Here is a 17,222-nt window from a genome sequence, read left to right as displayed (position 1 = left end):
GTCATCCCGGGCTTCGTATGTTCGTACGGACGTCATACGGAAAAGGCACCCCGCCTGTTCATACGGGGTGCCTTCCGGACTGCGGGACGAACGCCGGTCCTCCTGCTCGACCGGCGCGGTTCCTACTGGTCCTACTGTTCGGCGAGGGCCCTGAGTCTGCTCAGCGCCCGGTGCTGCGCGACCCGGACCGCGCCGGGCGACATGCCGAGCATCTGTCCCGTCTCCTCGGCCGTCAGCCCGACGGCGATCCGCAGCAGCAGCAGCTCCCGCTGATTCTCGGGCAGGTTGGCCAGGAGTTTCTTGGCCCACTCGGCGTCGCTGCTGAGCAGGGCGCGCTCCTCCGGGCCGAGGGAGTCGTCGGGGCGCTCGGGCATCTCGTCCGAGGGCACGGCCGTCGAGCCGGGGTGGCGCATCGCGGCGCGCTGGAGGTCGGCGACCTTGTGGCCGGCGATGGCGAAGACAAAGGCTTCGAACGGCCGTCCGGTGTCCTTGTAGCGCGGCAGCGCGAGGAGGACGGCGACGCAGACCTCCTGCGCCAGGTCCTCCACGAAGTGCCGCGCGTCACCGGGCAGCCGGGACAGACGGGTGCGGCAATAGCGCAGGGCAAGGGGGTGGACATGGGCGAGCAGATCGTGGGTCGCCTGCTCGTCCCCGTCGACGGCGCGATGCACGAGCGCACCGATCACTGTCGTCTCGTCGTCGCGCATCGGTCCATGGTGCCTTGCGGCCGTCCGGTCCGTGGCGTCACGTCCATGGTTGTGCACCGAAGCGTTATGAGTAGGCGCGCCGGAAGTCATCTCCTGCGCCCTCCCCTCCCGCTCGTTCGACTGCTCCCCGAGGAACTCCACACCTCAAGGATGCGGCATCCGCGGCGAAACGAGCAGCGGGCATCCGGTGGACCGCTCGGCCACCCCCGCCCACCTGGTGGTGAGCGGGGATTCTCCTACCCCCGTCACGGCTCAACTCAGCGGACCAGACCCCAACGGAAGCCGAGCGCAACGGCGTGCGCGCGGTCCGAGGCACCGAGCTTCTTGAACAGCCGCCGCGCGTGGGTCTTCACGGTGTCCTCGGAGAGGAACAGCTCGCGCCCGATCTCCGCGTTCGAACGGCCGTGGCTCATGCCCTCCAGCACCTGGATCTCCCGCGCGGTGAGTGTCGGCGCGGCGCCCATCTCGGCGGACCGCAGCCGGCGCGGGGCGAGCCGCCAGGTGGGGTCGGCGAGCGCCTGCGTCACGGTGGCGCGCAGCTCCGCGCGGGAGGCGTCCTTGTGCAGATAGCCACGGGCACCGGCGGCGACGGCGAGCGCCACGCCGTCCAGGTCCTCGGCGACGGTGAGCATGATGATGCGCGCACCGGGGTCGGCGGACAGCAGCCGCCGAACGGTCTCGACGCCGCCCAGGCCGGGCATGCGTACGTCCATCAGAATCAGGTCCGAGCGGTCGGCCCCCCAGCGGCGGAGGACTTCCTCGCCGTTGGCCGCCGTGGTCACGCGCTCGACGCCGGGCACGGTCGCCACCGCACGGCGCAGCGCCTCTCGGGCAAGCGGGGAGTCGTCGCAGACGAGGACGGATGTCATGGCCGTCCTCCGCAGCTGATGCGCGTCACCTTGAGCCTCCAGGCTGGTACGAAATCGTCACCTGTGCGGTCGACACTCACGAGCGGACACGAACGCCTGCCCGAGCGCTTCTTCCTTCAACCGCCTCCGACCTCTCAACGACGGTCACTCGAAAGAGTTACGGGATGGCTGGCCACCTTCGGCACTCTACGTGAGGGCACGGACACGGTGCAGACATGCGCAACAGACCCTCAACGTTTCATCACAACCTATGCCCCATTCAGCCGTTTTTGTTCCTATTTGCCGGTGTCTGGAGCTAGATTCGCAATGAGTCATATTTTCATCTCCTTAGATAGTCCATGTACGGTCATGGGCACCATATCCTCTCAGAACGGCAACAAGGGGACACGTAATGGCAGATTTCTCCCGCCTTCCCGGACCGAACGCTGATCTGTGGGACTGGCAGCTCCTCGCGGCCTGCCGAGGGGTGGACAGCTCGCTGTTCTTCCACCCCGAGGGAGAGCGCGGCGCGGCGCGGAGCGCTCGTGAGAACTCGGCCAAGGAGGTCTGCATGCGCTGCCCGGTACGCGCCCAGTGCGCGGCCCACGCCCTCGCGGTCCGTGAGCCGTACGGCGTGTGGGGCGGGCTGACCGAGGACGAGCGCGAGGAGCTCATGGGACGTGCCCGGCACCGCCTGGTGTCGGCGTCCACACCCGTCGGCGACGCCGGCTCGAACAACTGAAGGAACGTTTCATCAGGCGCCGCCCCGGGCGGACGCCACAACAGCGCGTACGACCGCTCCACGACCCGGCGGTCGCTCGGAGGGAGAGTCCGGCTCCGTGGAGGCCGTGCCCCGCACCGACGACGGTGACTAGCGGGTCGCCGCCTTCGTCAGTTGGTCGAGGGTCGCGGCGACCGTGGGGACCCGGGCCAGGTCCGGGAGGGTGAGCGCCACGATCTCCCGGTGCACCACCGGCTCCACCGTGATCATCCGTACCCCCTTGGGCCGCACCGACTCGATGGCCAGTTCCGGCAGGACCGCGACGCCGAGGCCCGCGCCCACCAGACCGACCACCGCCGGGTAGTCGTCGGTGGCGAAGTCGATCCGCGGGGTGAAGCCCGCGCTCTCGCAGACCCGCACCAGCTGGCCCCGGCAGCGGGGGCAGCCGGCGATCCAGGGTTCCCCCGCGAGTTCCCCGATGCCGATGGACCGCGCGCCGGCCAGCCGGTGCCCCTGCGGGACGAGGCCGACGAGACGGTCGGTGAGCAGGGGGCGTACGACCAGGTCCTCCCACTCCTCGGCGTTCGCCGCGCCCTCGTAGCGGAAGGCGAGCGCGATGTCGCAGTCGCCCTCGCGGAGCAGTTCGACGGAGCGGGGCGGTTCGGCCTCCTCCAGGGAGACCCGGGTTCCGGGGTGGGCGGCGCGGAGGGCGGCGAGGGCGGTGGGGACGAGCGTGGAGCTGCCGCTGGGAAAGGAGACCAGCCGGACCCGGCCGGCGCGCAGACCCGCGATCGCGGCGACCTCCTCCTCGGCCGCCGTCAGACCGGCGAGGATGCCGGCCGCGTGCCGCACGAGCGCCTCGCCCGCCTGGGTCAGCCGCATCTCGCGGCCGCCGCGTACCAGCAGGGGCGTGCCGACGGACGATTCCAGCGCCTTCATCTGCTGGCTCACGGCGGGCTGGGTGCAGCCGAGTTCACGCCCGGCAGCCGAGAAGGAGCCGGTGGTGGCTACGGCGCGCAGGACGCGGAGATGACGGGCCTCGATCACGGGTCGAGCATAAGGGTGGCTTGGAAGGGGCGGCGAATATTGCGTCGACGCTTTGACCGACGCTCGCCTAGCGTGCCGGTATGAAGCTTTTGTCACTGAACCTCGGGCAGGCCGCGGCGGTCGACGTCCCCGAGGAGTCGAAGCGCGTGACAGGGATCGACAAACGGCCGGTGGCCGGGCCGGTGCGGGTGGCCGCGCCCGGGCCGAAGGGGGTGGGCGGCAGCGGACTGGCCGGGGACGCGGTGTGCAACAGACGGCATCACGGCGGGAACGACCAGGCGGTCTACGCGTTCGCCCGCGAGGACCTCGACGCGTGGGAGCAGGAGCTCGGCCGGGACCTGCCCAACGGGTCCTTCGGGGAGAACCTGACGACCGAGGGCCTCGACATCTCCGGCGCGCTCATCGGGGAGCGCTGGCGGATCGGCGCGGAGGTCGTCCTGGAGGTCACCGCCGGCCGCGTCCCCTGTCTGAATTTCCAGCGGCACCTCGGTGAGCGCGGCTGGGTCAAGCGTTTCGCGGGGAAGGGCGAGCCCGGGGCGTATCTGCGGGTGGTGCGGCCGGGCGAGATCCGGGCGGGCGACCCGATCGAGATCGTCCACCGCCCGGACCACGACGTCACCGTCGCCCTCGCCTTCCGCGCCACGATGAACGAGCGGGAGCTGCTGCCGCGTCTGCTGGCCGCGGGCGAGGCACTCCACCCGGAGATCCTGGAGTCGGCCCGGACGTACGCGGCCCAACAGGACGGAAACGCCGACTCGGCAACTCGACGGTGACGCCGGACATCTGAGACCCCGTGACCCACGAGGCCGGGCGCCGCACGGCTCCTAGGGGTGATCCCCGGGGAGCGGGCCGGGGGTGGGTCAGGGAGGGGCCAGGGGCGGTCCCGGATGTTCGCCGACGGGCGGGGCGGAACGCTGGAGGCATGTCGCGGATCAAGCGTGTCCTCATCGTGCTCGGCTCGGTCGTCACTGGCGTGGGGCTGACGATCGGCGACCTGTTCACATGGCTGTGGACGGGCGCCGACGTCAGCACGACCGGCCGGGGCGCCTTCGACGAGAAGCTGGCGATACCGCCGCTCGCGAAGTCGTCCGTCGACAAGCACGGCACCCGCGTCCTCGATCGGCGCATGCGGGCCGGCACCACCGAGTTCAAGGACGCCGTGAAGACACCGGCCTGGGGCTGCCGCGCCGCACCCGGCACACGCGCGGCACGTCCAGGGGCGGGGACGACCGGGCCGGGTCCGCCGCCGTGGGCAAGCGGATCAGCGCAGTCCGGGTCACTACCCTTGCGCCATGACAACGGCTCTGATTACGGGATCGACCGCGGGCATCGGCGCAGCCTTCGCGCGGCGGCTGGCGGCGGACGGGCACAACCTGGTGCTGGTGGCGCGTGACACGAAGCGGCTGCGGGAGCAGGCCACGGAGTTGCACGACCGGCATGGCATCGAGGCGGAGGTCCTGACGGCGGATCTGGCGACGGACGACGGCATCGAGGCGGCGGCGAAGCGGCTGTCCGACCGCAAGAACCCGGTCGACCTGCTGGTCAACAACGCGGGTTTCGGCAACAAGGGCCGCTATCTCGACGTCTCGATGGCCGACGAGCTGAAGATGCTCAAGGTGCACTGCGAGGCGGTGCTCCGGCTGACCTCCGCGGCGACCGAGGCCATGCGGGAGCGCGGCCGGGGCGGTGTCGTGAACGTGGCGTCGGTGGCGGCGTTCGTGCCGCGGGGGACGTACGGCGCGTCCAAGGCGTGGGTGGTGCAGTTCACCCAGGGCGCGGCGCGGGACCTGGCCGGCAGCGGTGTCCGTCTGATGGCGCTGTGCCCGGGCTTCGTCCGCACGGAGTTCCACGAGCGGGCGGGCATGGGCACGGACAACATCCCGGGCTGGATGTGGCTCGACGCGGACAAGCTGGTCACGGCGGCCCTGGCCGACCTGTCCCGCGGCAGGACGGTCTCGATCCCCGACCCGCGCTACAAGGCCCTGATGGGTGTGGTGAAGGTGATGCCGCGGGGGCTGCTGGGCGGGGTCAGCTCGAAGACGGGGCGGAAGTACGGCCCCCAGTAGCCGGGCTGGCCGAGGCACCCTCGTCGCGCAGCGGGTGAGCGGGAGGCGGCGCGGGGTGAGAATGGAGCTGTCCGACCGGACCCAGGGGGGCCGGAGGTGGTCTTGTGACGTTTGTACAGCTCATCGACTGTAGGACGAGCCGGTTCGACGAGATGGACCGGCTGATGGACAGGTGGATCGAGCAGACCAAGGGAAAGCGGACGGCGACACACAACATGATCGGGAAGGACAGGTCCGACGAGGGGCACTTCGTCGAGATCGTGGAGTTCCCGTCGTACGAGGAGGCCATGCGGAACTCCCAGCTGCCGGAGACGGACCGGATCTTCAACGAGATGGTGGCGCTCTGCGACGAGATGCCGACCTTCACGGATCTGGACGTGGTGCGGGACGAGCAGCTGAACGCGGACACCGCGCGGAGGTTCTTCGAGACGCTGGGCACGCGGGGGGAGCTGCCCCCGATGAACGATCTGCTGGTGGAGGACTATCACGACCACGACCCGGCCAACCCGCAGGACGTGATCGGCATGGACGCGGCCCGGCGTGAGTTCGCGATGTGGCGGGCGGGTTTCGACTTCTCGTTCACCATCGAGGACCAGCTGGCGCAGGGTGACCGGGTGTGCACGCGGTGGACGTGGAACGCCACGCACAAGGGCGAGTTCCTCGGTATCGCGCCCACCGGGAGGAAGGTCTCCATGACCGGGACGACCATCCATCGCTGCTCGGCGGACGGGAAGCTCGCCGAGGGGTGGTGGCAGTACGACCGGCTCGCGCTGATGGCGCAGTTGGGGGCCCTGGAAGGGGTGGAGCGCTGAGCGAGCGGTAGGCGAGCGCTGGGCAGGGCGGCGGCCGGGAGCGCCTGGGGAGACCGCCGGTAGGACGTGTGTGCACCGTGCACGGGAGAAGCCCCCGTTCCGGCGGGCGGAACAGGGGCTTCTCGCAGGGGTCCGCCTCGGAGGGCGGTGTCCGGCCTCAGTGGGCCGGCGTCGCCTCGGAGGGCGGCGTTGCCTCAGTGGGCGTGGCCGTGACCGTGGCCGTGGCCCGCCTCGGCCGGCTCCTCTTCCTTCTTCTCGACGACCAGGGTCTCGGTCGTGAGGAGGAGGGAGGCGATGGAGGCGGCGTTCTCCAGGGCGGAGCGGGTGACCTTGACCGGGTCGATGACGCCGGCCTTGACCAGGTCGCCGTACTCGCCGGTGGCGGCGTTGTAACCGCTGCCCTTCTCCAGCTCGGCGACCTTGGAGACGATGACGTAGCCCTCCAGGCCGGCGTTCTCGGCGATCCAGCGCAGCGGCTCGACGGCGGCCTTGCGGACGACGGAGACACCGGTGGCCTCGTCGCCGTCCTTGCCGAGGTTGCCCTCGAGGACCTTCACGGCGTGGACGAGCGCGGAGCCACCACCGGAGACGATGCCCTCCTCGACCGCGGCGCGGGTCGCGGAGATGGCGTCCTCCAGACGGTGCTTCTTCTCCTTCAGCTCCACCTCGGTGGCGGCGCCGACCTTGATCACGCACACGCCGCCGGCCAGCTTCGCGAGGCGCTCCTGGAGCTTCTCGCGGTCCCAGTCGGAGTCGGTGTTCTCGATCTCGGACTTGATCTGGGCGACGCGGCCCTGGACGTCCTCGGAGTTGCCGGCGCCGTCGACGATCGTGGTGTCGTCCTTGGTGACGGTGACGCGGCGGGCGGTGCCGAGCACGTCGAGGCCGACCTGGTCGAGCTTGAGGCCGACCTCCTCGGAGATGACGGTGGCGCCGGTGAGGACGGCCATGTCCTGCAGCATCGCCTTGCGGCGGTCGCCGAAGCCGGGGGCCTTGACGGCGACAGCGTTGAACGTGCCGCGGATCTTGTTGACCACGAGGGTGGAGAGGGCTTCGCCCTCGACGTCCTCGGCGATGATCAGCAGCGGCTTCGAGGCGTTGGCCTGGATGATCTTCTCCAGCAGGGGCAGCAGGTCGGCGATGGCGCCGATCTTGCCCTGGTGGATGAGGATGTAGGGCTCGTCGAGGACGGCCTCCATGCGCTCCTGGTCCGTGACGAAGTACGGCGACAGGTAGCCCTTGTCGAAGGCCATGCCCTCGGTGAAGTCCAGCTCCAGACCGAAGGTGTTGGACTCCTCGACGGTGATGACACCGTCCTTGCCGACCTTGTCCATCGCCTCGGCGATGAGCTCGCCGACCTGCTGGTCCTGGGCCGACAGCGCGGCGACGGCGGCGATGTCGGACTTCTCGTCGATCGGGCGGGCCGAGGCGAGCAGGTCCTCGGAGACCGCGGCGACGGCGGCGTCGATGCCCTTCTTCAGGGCGGCCGGGGAGGCGCCCGCGGCGACGTTCTTCAGGCCCTCGCGCACCAGCGCCTGGGCGAGCACGGTGGCGGTGGTGGTGCCGTCACCAGCGATGTCGTTGGTCTTGGTCGCCACCTCCTTCACCAGCTGCGCGCCGAGGTTCTCGTACGGGTCCTCGATCTCGACCTCGCGGGCGATGGTCACACCGTCGTTGGTGATGGTGGGGGCGCCGAACTTCTTGTCGATGACGACGTTGCGGCCCTTGGGGCCGATCGTCACCTTCACCGTGTCGGCAAGCTTGTTGACGCCGCGCTCGAGGGCGCGACGGGCGTCCTCGTCGAACTTCAGGATCTTCGCCATGGCAGCGGGAGCCCTCTCGGAAATCTCGGGTGAATGCAGGCTGCGCCCCGGGCGCCCGGCTTTTAGTGGTCGCGGGGGCCAGGGGCGCAGCTCAAAGCAATGTGTTTCGCGAAGTGACGCGCCGCGCTGGGCGGCGGGCTGCCTCGCGAGAGGTGAACTACTTGTCGATGATCGCGAGGACGTCGCGAGCCGACAGGACGAGGTACTCCTCGCCGTTGTACTTCACCTCGGTGCCGCCGTACTTGCTGTACAGCACGATGTCGCCGGTCTGGACGTCGAGCGGCAGACGCTCGCCGTTCTCGAAGCGGCCCGGACCGACGGCCAGGACGACGCCCTCCTGGGGCTTCTCCTTGGCGGTGTCCGGGATGACCAGGCCAGAGGCGGTGGTCTGCTCGGCGTCGAGCGGCTGGACCACGATGCGGTCCTCGAGCGGCTTGATGGCAACCTTGGAGCTGGTGGTCGTCACGATCCGACCTCCCCCTTCGGAGATCTCACGGGGTTAACTGTCTGAGGTGGCGACCAGGTGGATCCGTCGTCGCGGGTGCCGGACCTGCCCGTCGCGTAGTTGGCACTCTCCAGGGGGGAGTGCCAGACCTGAGACTATGACCGTGGTTAGCACTCGGTCAAGCGGACTGCTAATTGCGGCCGCGTGGCGTGGTGCGGGACCCCGGGTTGCCGCGAGGTTCCGCCCCGCGGAGGTGGCCCTCAGAGGTAATCCTCCAGACGACCCACCGTCAGGCCCTGTTCCTGGATGCGGCGCAGGAGACCGGTCGTCACCCGGGTGAGCGTGGCGCCGTCCAGCCGACCCGGACCCCGGCCCTGGACATGGACGTGGACGTGGACGATGTCGCCGGGCCGGAGCCGGTCGCCGGCGGCGGTCGCGGCGCCGGTGGCGGTGGGACGGAAGCCGTCGGCGCTCATGGACGCGCGCCACAGGACGACGGCGGCGATGCCGCAGTCGGCGGCGGCGCGGAGCGTGGTGGTGTCGTAGACCCCGTACGGCGGGCGGAACAGGGTGGGGCGGACACCGAAGCGCTGCTTCAGCTTGTCCTGCTGGCCGCAGATCTCGGCCCGCTGCCCGGCGTACGGCAGGCCGCGCAGGGCGATGTGGTCGAGGGTGTGGTTCTGCACGGTGGCGCCGACCTCGCGGAGCCGGGCGAGCCGGCCGTAGCCCGGCCCGACGACGCTGTCCGTGAGGAACATGCTGACCGGCAGCCGCAACTCCCGCACCATCCGCACGAATCCCGGGTCCTTCTCCGCACCGTCGTCGAACGTCAGGAACACGACGTTGTCGCGCGTCGCGACGCGCTCGACGACAGGGGCCAGACCGGGGCGCACGGCCCCGGCCACGGACGGCCGGTCGGGCTTCTGGGGAGCCGGGACGAGCGGCCCGGCGAGCCCCCAGCGACGGTATGCGGGCGGACGGGCAGGGGCGTGGGGCGGGTTGGTGTGACGCCGGGGCGGATCGGTGCGACGCCGGGGCGGATCAGCGCGGTGCCCGGGCTGGTTGGCGTGACGCCGAGGCGGGTCGGTGTGGTGATCGGATGGGTCATGACCGGGCGCCGGGGCCGCGCGGCCGTGGGCCGGGGCCGTCGTCTGCCGCCCTTTCTCCATGGATCTCGTCGCGGAGGTGCCGTCCCCCGCGGTGCCGCCCCCGGCACCCTCGGCGTCGCCCCCGGCGCACCCGGACACCACCATCGCCACGATCACCACGGCGAGCGTCAGCACAGGCATGGCGCATGCGCCCCGGAGGCCGCCGGCCGGCCTCCGATGACTCGTCCGCTTCACCCTCGTTTCATCATGTTGTCGCACGAGTCGCATGGCGCCGCATCCTCGCAGGGCACGCCCGGCGCCCCGGCCCGACACCGCCACCACCGGCGCGCCGTCCACCGGGTGGCCCACAATGGCCCGGTGAACGACCTCTCCCCCGACTCCCTCCTCGCGCCCCTGCTGACCCCCGAGGGCCGTGCCCTCCTCGACGAGGTGCGCGGTGTGGAACCGGCGCGGGAGCTGGCCGTGGCGACGCGTCTGCGACGCACGCACCCGGCGGAACTGGTCTCGGCGGCCATCGCCCAGGCGAGGCTCCGGCAGCGGGCCGTGGCGAAGTTCGGGGCCGAGGACGCGGCACGGATGTTCTTCACGCCGAACGGGGTCGAGCAGTCGACGCGGACGAGCGTGGCGACGTACCGGGCGGAGTGCTTCCGGGCGCTCGGCGTGCGGTCGGTCGCGGACCTCTGCTGCGGGATCGGCGGGGACGCGATCGCGTTCGCGCGGGCCGGTATCCGCGTCCTGGCCGTCGACCGCGACCCGCTGACCGCGGCGGCGGCCCGTGCCAACGCGGACGCGCTCGGGCTCGCCGATCTGATCGAGGTCCGCGAGGCGGATGTGACGGAGGTGGACACGACCGGGTACGACGCCGTGTTCGTCGACCCGGCCCGGCGTTCCTCCAAGCGCGGCCGGATCTTCGACCCGGAGGCCTACTCACCGCCCCTGTCGTGGGCCGTGTCGGCCGCGCTGAAGGCGCCGCTCGGCGCGCTCAAGATCGCACCGGGCATCCCGCACGAGGCGATTCCGCCCGAGGCCGAGGCCGAGTGGATCTCGGACGGCGGGGACGTGAAGGAGGCCGTGCTGTGGTTCCGCGCGAGCGGGACGCCGGGGGCGCGGCGGGCGGTGCTGCTCCCCTCGGAGGCCGGGATTTACGCCGCCCCCGACACGATGCTGCCCGACCCGGCGGTCCGGCCCGTCGGGCGGTACCTGTACGAGCCGGACGGCGCCGTCATCCGCGCCCATCTGGTCGCCGAGGTCGCCGAGGATCTGGAGGGCGGGCTGATCGACCCGACGATCGCGTACATCACCGCCGACGAGCACCACGTCACGCCGTACGCGACCGCGTACGAGATCACCGACGTGCTGCCTTTCAACGTGAAGAAGCTCAAGGCGCTGCTGCGGGAACGCGGGATCGGCATCCTGACGGTGAAGAAGCGCGGGTCGGCCGTCGAGCCGGAGGAACTGCGCCGCAAGGCCCTGCCGAAGCCGCACGGCACCGCCTCGACGACGGTCTTCCTGACGCGGGTGGCAGGCGCGCCGACGATGCTGCTCGGCCATCCGGCCTGAGCCGACCGAGTCGCGCCGACGCCCACGCGGCCGCAGGACCGCGCCCGACCCTCTGCGCCGCACCGCCCGCAGGGGCGGCCGACCGGAGCAGGCACCCGCGCCGAGCCCTCCGCGGGGGCCGATCCGGCCTGCGGAGGCCGACCGGCCTGCGAGGGGCCGAACGGTTGGCGAGAGGCCGAACGGTTTGCGAGAGGCCGACGGGGCCTGCCGGGGCCCGACCCGGCCCAGGGCCCACGCACCGGGCCGCGTCAAGGACGGCTCTCCGGCCTCCTTCGCCTCACCCGACTTCTCCGCCCTTCACGCCTCCTTCGCCCTCACTCGCCTTCTCCGCCCTCCCCAACCCCCGGCTCCGCCCGCTCCCCCGCCTCCCCCGCCTCCTCCGCCCGTGCCAACAGCAGTCGGCGTTCTCGTTCGTTGCGGGCCAGTGTGGCCGCTCGTTCGAACTCCTCGCGGGCCTCCGCCGGGCGGGCCAGGCGGGTGAGGAGGTCGCCTCGTACGCTCGGCAGCAGGTGGTAGTCGCTCAGGGCCGGTTCGGAGGCCAGGCGGTCGACGATCTCCAGGGCGGCGGCCGGGCCCTCGGCCATCGAGACGGCGACCGCGCGGTTCAGCTCGACGACCGGGGACGGCGAACGGGTGGCCAGGAGGGCGTAGAGCGTCGCGATGCGCGGCCAGTCGGTCTCCTCGTAGGTGTACGCCTGGGCGTGGCACGCGGCGATCGCGGCCTGGAGCGCGTACGGGCCCGGGCCGCCGTGGGCCGCGGCGGTGGCCCGGCCCAGCGCGGTGAAGCCGCGGGCGATGAGCAGGCGGTTCCAGCGGCGGCGGTCCTGGTCCTTGAGGAGCACCGGCTCACCGGTCGGGCCCGTGCGGGCGGCGGCCCGTGACTCCTGGAGTTCGAGCAGCGCCACCAGCCCGTGCACCTCGGGTTCCTTGGGCATCAGCTCCGCGAGGACGCGGGCGAGCCGCAGCGCGTCCTCGCACAGCGCGGGCCGCAAGAGGTCGTCGCCGGCGGTGGCGGCGTACCCCTCGTTGAAGATGAGGTAGATGACCTCCAGGACGGAGGCGAGGCGGGCCTCCCGGTCGAGGCCGTAGGGCACCTCGAAGGGGACGCCTTTCTTCGCGAGGGTCCGTTTGGCGCGGACGATGCGCTGGGCGACGGTGGCCTCCGGGGAGAGGAAGGCGCGCGCGATCTCCGTGGTGGTGAGGCCGCCGAGGAGGCGGAGGGTGAGGGCGATGCGGGCCTCGGCGGAGAGCACGGGGTGGCAGGCCGTGAAGACGAGGCGCAGGAGGTCGTCGTCGATGCCGTCGGGGTCGGACGGCGTGTCCAGGTACTGACCCGCCGGGTTCGCCGCCTCCAGGTCCCGGCCGACCTCCGCCAGCTTGCGCGCGTAGCGTTCCCGGCGGCGCACCAGGTCGATCGCCCGGTGCTTGGCGGTGGTCATGAGCCAGGCGCCCGGGTTGTCGGGGACACCGTCGCGCGGCCACTGCTCCAGCGCGGCGACCAGCGCGTCCTGGGCCAGTTCCTCCGCGATCCCGACGTCCCGCACGATCCGGGCGACCCCGGCGATGACGCGGGGCGCCTCGATGCGGAAGACGGTCTCGATGGCCTTCCGGGGGTCCGCCGGGGCACGCCCCGCACGGTCGGCGTCGGTGGTGGGCTGTGCTGTCACAACCCACCATCAGACACCCACGGTGCGCCCCGGCCAAGCGGGTTCAGGGGTCCTTTCACTATGAGCGTCCGCCCCGGACGGGCATGGTGAATGGACCCCTCAGCCCTCCGCGATCTCCCGGACCTCGCAGGTCACCGTCCAGTGCTCCTCGTGCACCTTGAGGAACCGCGTGGTCCACTCGACGGCCTCGTCCATGTCCTTGCACTGCATGAGGGCGTAGCCGCCGACGACCTCCTTGGTCTCGGTGAACGGCCCGTCGGTGACGGACAGCTCGCCGCCCGCCCAGTGGACCCGCTTGCCCTGGGCGCTCGGCAGCAGTCCGGCGGTGTCGAGCATGACGCCGGCCTTGGTGATCTCCTCCAGCAGGTCGCCCATCCGCTGCATCAGCTCGGGGCTCGGGCCCTCGGCGGGGGCGGTGGACTCGTCGATCCGGACCATCGACAGGTAGCGCGGCATGGTGGCTCCTTCGGTAGGGGCGGCGGGGTCTCTCCCCGCCTCTCACCCCTTGCGTCGAACGAGCAGACACCGGATCGACACGCGAGCCGGACTTCTTCGAAGAATTCTTTCGACGGGTCTTCCGCGTCGGTCACGTCACCTCCGTGACATCACCTCAGTGACTTCCACAGTTCCTTCGCCTCCGGCTCGTCCGCCACGACACGGTTGGGGTCGTAGGGGGCGGGGACGACCGGCATCATCACCGTCCTCGTCGCGTCGGACGACAGTCCCTTCAGGCTCTGGCCCAGTCGCACCAGATCGTTGAGGGAGTCGAGGCCGGTGTCGGTGGTGAGGCTGCGGGTGACCGCGTCGGCGGCCCGGTACAGCTCGGCGGGGTCGGTCAGGAGGCTGGTGGCGGCGATCTGGTCGAGCAGGGCCTTCACGAGCTTCTGCTGGAGCCCGATGCGGCCGAGGTCGCTGCCGTCGCCGATGCCGTGCCGGGTGCGGGCGAGGGCGAGTGCCTGCTCTCCGTCGAGGTGATGGGTGCCCGCCGCCAGTTTCAGGTGGCTGTCCTCGTCGTCGATGTCCTCGTCCGTGGTGACGGTGACGCCGCCGAGCGCGTCGACCAGTTCGGCGAAGCCCGCGAAGTCGATCTCGATGTAGTGGTCCATGCGGACGTTCGTCAGGGACTCGACGGTCTTCACGGCGCAGACGGGGCCACCCACCGCGTAGGCGCTGTTGAACATCGCGTTGTACGCGACCGCCGTCGAACCGCCCGACTCCCGCGGGCAGGACGGGCGGGTGACCAGGGTGTCGCGGGGGATGCTGACGACCGTCGCCGCGGTGCGGCCCTCGTCGATGTGGACGACCATCGCCGTGTCGGAGCGGGCGCCGGAGGTCTCGCCGCCCCCGCCCAGCTCGGCGTTCTCCTTGCCGCTGCGGGAGTCGGAGCCGAGGACCAGGATGTTCAGGGCGCCGCTGGGCAGCGGTTGGGCGGCGGTGGACGCCGAAGGGGTCGCGGTCGGCGGGGACTTCGGGGGGCGGTCGTCGCCGAGCGCGGTGTTGATGTCGACGCTTCTGATGTTGTGGTTGAGCCGCCAGAACGTCCAGCCCGCCCCGCAGGCGCCGAGTACGAGGACGCCGGCGAGCGCGCCCCCGGCGATCTTCAGCCAACGCGGCCGTCTGCCCGCGCCCTCGTACTCCTCGTCTTCTTCACCCTTCACACACAAGAACGTACGTCCGAATTATTACGAGCGCGCACTCCTGCGGCCGTTCCTTCGGAAATTCTCATACTTTTCGAACCGACCCTCGCGTCACCGCTCAGCCCAGCGTCACCGCTCAGCCCAGCGTCACCGTCGGAACCGGATTGCTGCCACTCCAGGACGCGTTGAAGCCGAACATCACCGAACCGCCGCTCGGCACACTTCCGTTCCACTGCGCGTTCGAGCAACTGACCGTCGACCCGGTCTGGGTGCAGGTCGCGTTCCACGCCTGACTGATGCGCTGGCCGGCCCCGAACGTCCAGTTCGCGCGCCAGGATGAGAGCGAGGACCCGGCGGCGCAACGGATCGTCACATAGCCCGTGAAACCGGTGTTCCACTGGCTCTGGACGCTGTACGCGGCCGAGCAGCCGGTCGGTGTCGGCGGCGGGGTGACCGTGCCGCCGAGCGCGGTCACGATGCCGTAGTACGCCGGTTTCGGCTGGAAGTTCGCGTCGTACGGGGTGGCCGCGCCCTCGCCCGGGAAGGTGTCCGGGATCCAGGAGTCGGAGTCGGTGAAGCCCCAGACGGTCACTCCGGTGCAGCGGGACACGGCCACGCACGCCTTGAACACGGCCTCGTACTCGGTGCGCTGCTGCGTCAGCTTGGCGTCGGTGGCGGGCGTCTGCATCCGGATGTCGAGTTCCGTGATGGCGACGTCCAGGCCCAGGTCGGCGAAGCGCTGGATGTTCTGCTGGAAGGTCGAGGGGACCTGACCGAGGATCAGATGGGCCTGGAGGCCGACCCCGTCGATCGGGACGCCGCGCGCCTTGAGGTCCTTGACCAGGTTGTACAGGGCCGTGGACTTCGCGTTGACGCCCTCGACGTTGTAGTCGTTGATGTAGAGCTTCGCGGCCGGGTCGGCGGCGCGGGCGGCCGTCAGGGCCTGGGCGATGTAGTCGGCGCCGAGGCCGTTGTACCAGAGGGTCGGGCGGAAGGTGCCGTCCTCGTTGAACGGCTCGTTCACCACGTCCCAGGCGGCGAGGCGGCCCTTGTAGCGGCCCACTTCGAGCGCGATGTGGTCGGTCATCAACTGACGCAGCTGGGCGGGCGTCCAGGTGCCGTTGTCCAGCCAGCCGGGGTTCTGGCTGTGCCAGACGAGGGTGTGGCCGCGTACGTCCTGGTCGTGGGCCTCGGCGAAGTCGACGATCCGGTCCGCCTCGGTCCAGTCGAAGGTGCCGCGGCTGGGCTCGACGGAGCCCCACTTCATGGCGTTGCCGGGGGTGAGCCAGTTGAACTCCCGGCCGGCGAGGTCGCCGTAGGTGCCGGTGAGCTTGGAGCCGGTCACGGCGGTGCCGATCGCCTTGCCCTTGGCGGCGGCGAGGTCGCGCAGCGGGGTGTCGGCGGCCTGGGCGGCGGGCGCGGCGACGAGCAGGGCGGTGACCGCGGACACGCCGGTGAACAGGGCGGCGAGGCGGGCCCCTAAAGACCGGCGCCGGTTTCCGGGGGAGGTTCTCATGGAGGTTCTCATTGCGGGTGCCTCCGAAAGTTTCGGCCGTGCATCCGATTGACTGCGGAGCAGTGTGGGGGCGCCCGGAACCCACGTCAATACACACGGAACACACGGAACGGGCGGAACACCGGCCCATACGGCACCACGAGGCGACTCGGCGCCGCCCTACGCCTCCGGCGGCGGCGCCGTGCTGCTGCGGACGACCAGGCTCGTGGCCAGCTCCACCCGGGTCGCCGACGAGGCGCCGTCCTGTCGGCCGAGGTCCAGCACCAGCCGGGCCGCCGCCTCCGCCATCTCCATCAGCGGCTGCCGTACGGTCGTCAGCGGCGGCCCCACCCAGCGGGCCACCGGCAGATCGTCGAAGCCGACCACGCTCAGGTCCTCCGGGATGCGCAGCCCCAGCTCACGGGCGGCCTCGTACAGGCCGAGCGCCTGGAGGTCGTTCCCGGCGAAGACGGCGGTGGGCCGGTCGGGGCGGCGCAGCAGCTCCAGGCCCAGCCGGTAGCCCGTCTCGTGGTGGAAGTCCCCGGCCCTGATCAACCCGGGGTCGACGGGCAGCTCGGCGGTCTCCAGCGCGGCCCGGTAGCCGTCCACGCGGGCCCGGCTGCACATCATCCGGGAGGGCCCGGTGATCGCGCCGATGCGGCGGTGGCCCAGCTCGACGAGGTGCCGGGTGGCGGCGAGTCCGCCCTGCCAGTTGGTGGCGCCGATCGACGGCACGTCGGCGCCGGGGTCGCCCGCCGGGTCCATCACCACGAACGGGATGGAGCGGCTGGTCAGCAGGGCGCGCTGGGACTCGTCGAGCCCGGACAGGACGAGGACGACGCCGTGCGGGCGGCGGGCGGCGACCTGGTCGGCCCAGGTCCGGCCGGGGGTGAGCCGACCCGCGCTCTCGGAGAGCACGACACTCAGGCCCTCCTCGCGGGCGACGTTCTCGACGCCCCGGATGACCTCCATGGCCCAGGCGCTCTCCAGTTCGTGGAAGACGAGATCGATGAGCGGGGACCGGGTCGCCTCGGCGCGCCGGCGCCGGTAGCCGTACTCGCGCAGGAGCTCCTCGACCCGGGTGCGGGTGGCGGGGGCGACGTCCGCACGGCCGTTGAGCACCTTCGAAACAGTCGGAGCGGAGACGCCGGCCTGACGGGCGATCTCGGCGAGCGTCGCGGTCTGCGTGGACTGCGACACGCGCGCTCTTGTCTGGGTTTCCTCTGGCTTCGCGGAGTTCATGAGCCGGATCGTATCCCTGCGCGACCTCTTGACGAACCCTTTC

The 17,222-nt window shown here is 71.3% G+C and carries 17 protein-coding genes; 6 read left to right on the top strand and 11 right to left on the bottom strand.

The features are described from left to right. Positions 1–131 precede the first annotated feature (131 nt). A complete protein-coding gene (locus ACZ4Z3_RS08795) occupies positions 132–707 on the bottom strand; it encodes a sigma-70 family RNA polymerase sigma factor (RefSeq protein ID WP_005481141.1) in 576 nt (191 codons plus the stop codon). 257 nt (positions 708–964) lie between these two features. Then, a complete protein-coding gene (locus tag ACZ4Z3_RS08790) occupies positions 965–1,576 on the bottom strand; it encodes a response regulator transcription factor (RefSeq protein ID WP_003948568.1) in 612 nt (203 codons plus the stop codon). 391 nt (positions 1,577–1,967) lie between these two features. Between ACZ4Z3_RS08790 and ACZ4Z3_RS08785 the strand changes: the two genes are divergently transcribed. Continuing rightward, positions 1,968–2,297, top strand: a complete 330-nt coding sequence (locus tag ACZ4Z3_RS08785; RefSeq protein ID WP_055540437.1) for a WhiB family transcriptional regulator — start codon at positions 1,968–1,970, stop codon at positions 2,295–2,297. Positions 2,298–2,426: 129 nt separating this feature from the next. Here the strand turns inward: ACZ4Z3_RS08785 and ACZ4Z3_RS08780 are convergent, their stop codons facing one another. Next, entirely contained in the window at positions 2,427–3,323 is an 897-nt protein-coding gene (locus ACZ4Z3_RS08780; RefSeq protein ID WP_468500324.1) for a LysR family transcriptional regulator, read from the bottom strand. An 80-nt stretch (positions 3,324–3,403) separates the two neighbouring features. On the opposite strand from ACZ4Z3_RS08780, the gene ACZ4Z3_RS08775 reads away from it, so the two are divergent. From ACZ4Z3_RS08775 to ACZ4Z3_RS08760, 4 genes are all read left to right on the top strand, one after another. Beyond that, positions 3,404–4,096, top strand: coding sequence for an MOSC domain-containing protein (locus ACZ4Z3_RS08775; RefSeq protein ID WP_468500323.1), 693 nt, complete (start codon positions 3,404–3,406; stop codon positions 4,094–4,096). A 149-nt stretch (positions 4,097–4,245) separates the two neighbouring features. After that, positions 4,246–4,716: a hypothetical protein gene (locus tag ACZ4Z3_RS08770; RefSeq protein ID WP_468500322.1), complete on the top strand. Its 471-nt coding sequence runs from the start codon at positions 4,246–4,248 to the stop codon at positions 4,714–4,716. Continuing rightward, a complete protein-coding gene (locus ACZ4Z3_RS08765) occupies positions 4,616–5,389 on the top strand; it encodes an SDR family NAD(P)-dependent oxidoreductase (RefSeq protein ID WP_468500321.1) in 774 nt (257 codons plus the stop codon). Before ACZ4Z3_RS08770 ends, ACZ4Z3_RS08765 begins: the two co-directional genes overlap by 101 nt. Positions 5,390–5,493: 104 nt before the next feature. After that, on the top strand, positions 5,494–6,201 hold the full coding sequence (locus ACZ4Z3_RS08760) for an ester cyclase (RefSeq protein WP_468500320.1): 708 nt from the start codon (positions 5,494–5,496) through the stop codon (positions 6,199–6,201). 194 nt (positions 6,202–6,395) lie between these two features. On the opposite strand, the gene groL is transcribed toward ACZ4Z3_RS08760, so the two are convergent. The 3 genes from groL to ACZ4Z3_RS08745 all read right to left on the bottom strand — a co-directional run bounded on the left by groL (position 6,396) and on the right by ACZ4Z3_RS08745 (position 9,758). After that, a complete protein-coding gene (gene groL / locus ACZ4Z3_RS08755; RefSeq protein ID WP_468500319.1) occupies positions 6,396–8,024 on the bottom strand; it encodes a chaperonin GroEL in 1,629 nt (542 codons plus the stop codon). A gap of 157 nt (positions 8,025–8,181) precedes the next feature. Next, positions 8,182–8,490 carry a co-chaperone GroES gene (gene groES, locus ACZ4Z3_RS08750; RefSeq protein WP_055715921.1) on the bottom strand — a complete coding sequence of 103 codons (309 nt, stop codon included), beginning with the start codon at positions 8,488–8,490 and terminating at the stop codon, positions 8,182–8,184. 239 nt (positions 8,491–8,729) lie between these two features. Further along, complete coding sequence (locus ACZ4Z3_RS08745; protein ID WP_468500318.1) at positions 8,730–9,758, bottom strand: polysaccharide deacetylase family protein; 1,029 nt, start codon at positions 9,756–9,758, stop codon at positions 8,730–8,732. A 177-nt stretch (positions 9,759–9,935) separates the two neighbouring features. Between ACZ4Z3_RS08745 and ACZ4Z3_RS08740 the strand changes: the two genes are divergently transcribed. Then, the gene (locus tag ACZ4Z3_RS08740; protein ID WP_468500317.1) at positions 9,936–11,138 is read left to right on the top strand and encodes a class I SAM-dependent methyltransferase; all 1,203 of its coding nucleotides are present in this window, start codon (positions 9,936–9,938) and stop codon (positions 11,136–11,138) included. Between the two features lie 314 nt (positions 11,139–11,452). Here the strand turns inward: ACZ4Z3_RS08740 and ACZ4Z3_RS08735 are convergent, their stop codons facing one another. The 5 genes from ACZ4Z3_RS08735 to ACZ4Z3_RS08715 all read right to left on the bottom strand — a co-directional run bounded on the left by ACZ4Z3_RS08735 (position 11,453) and on the right by ACZ4Z3_RS08715 (position 17,179). After that, a complete protein-coding gene (locus ACZ4Z3_RS08735; protein ID WP_468500316.1) occupies positions 11,453–12,805 on the bottom strand; it encodes an RNA polymerase sigma factor in 1,353 nt (450 codons plus the stop codon). 99 nt (positions 12,806–12,904) lie between these two features. Further along, positions 12,905–13,261, bottom strand: coding sequence for a YciI family protein (locus ACZ4Z3_RS08730; protein WP_055513072.1), 357 nt, complete (start codon positions 13,259–13,261; stop codon positions 12,905–12,907). Positions 13,262–13,410: 149 nt separating this feature from the next. Beyond that, on the bottom strand, positions 13,411–14,463 hold the full coding sequence (locus ACZ4Z3_RS08725; RefSeq protein ID WP_468500315.1) for an LCP family protein: 1,053 nt from the start codon (positions 14,461–14,463) through the stop codon (positions 13,411–13,413). A 115-nt stretch (positions 14,464–14,578) separates the two neighbouring features. Continuing rightward, complete coding sequence (locus tag ACZ4Z3_RS08720; RefSeq protein ID WP_468500314.1) at positions 14,579–15,958, bottom strand: glycoside hydrolase family 10 protein; 1,380 nt, start codon at positions 15,956–15,958, stop codon at positions 14,579–14,581. A gap of 159 nt (positions 15,959–16,117) precedes the next feature. Further along, positions 16,118–17,179 carry a LacI family DNA-binding transcriptional regulator gene (locus tag ACZ4Z3_RS08715; protein ID WP_359696033.1) on the bottom strand — a complete coding sequence of 354 codons (1,062 nt, stop codon included), beginning with the start codon at positions 17,177–17,179 and terminating at the stop codon, positions 16,118–16,120. Positions 17,180–17,222: the final 43 nt, after the last annotated feature.

Source organism: Streptomyces sp. NPDC030296 (assembly GCF_055572815.1).
This window is presented reverse-complemented; position numbering and strand designations above follow the sequence as displayed.